Origin of the sequence: Paenibacillus xylanexedens (genome assembly GCF_007676705.1) — a bacterium.
Taxonomy (GTDB): Bacteria; Bacillota; Bacilli; order Paenibacillales; family Paenibacillaceae; genus Paenibacillus; species Paenibacillus xylanexedens_C.
The window spans coordinates 1-253 of sequence record NZ_VEBF01000464.1 but is presented as its reverse complement, the minus strand read 5'-3'; the positions used below and the strand labels follow the sequence as shown (position 1 = coordinate 253).

The following is a 253-nucleotide window of genomic DNA, read 5'->3' as shown; positions in this document are numbered from 1 at the left end:
CGTGCCTAACTTGGATCATGTTCAAAGCCCGCACTTCAGCCTGATGGATCTCATCATCCCAATAATCAATCCCCCTCAACCAACAAAACCCATCATCACTCAAATACACAACACTCTCAAACGTTTGCAAACGCATTATCTCCACCTGTATATCATCCATCCTTCCCATTACAATACCCCTATTCAACAAACCATCCAACCTTTACATCATCTCCTCAACTCCCCTAAAGCCACATACATTCCACCTTCACCC

Annotated in this window: 1 protein-coding gene; it reads right to left on the bottom strand. The window is 44.3% G+C overall.

From position 1 onward, the window contains the following. Window positions 1-199 (bottom strand): hypothetical protein (locus tag FS628_RS32285; RefSeq protein WP_222125340.1); only part of this gene is annotated, 199 nt, incomplete at its 3' end. Window positions 200-253: the final 54 nt, after the last annotated feature.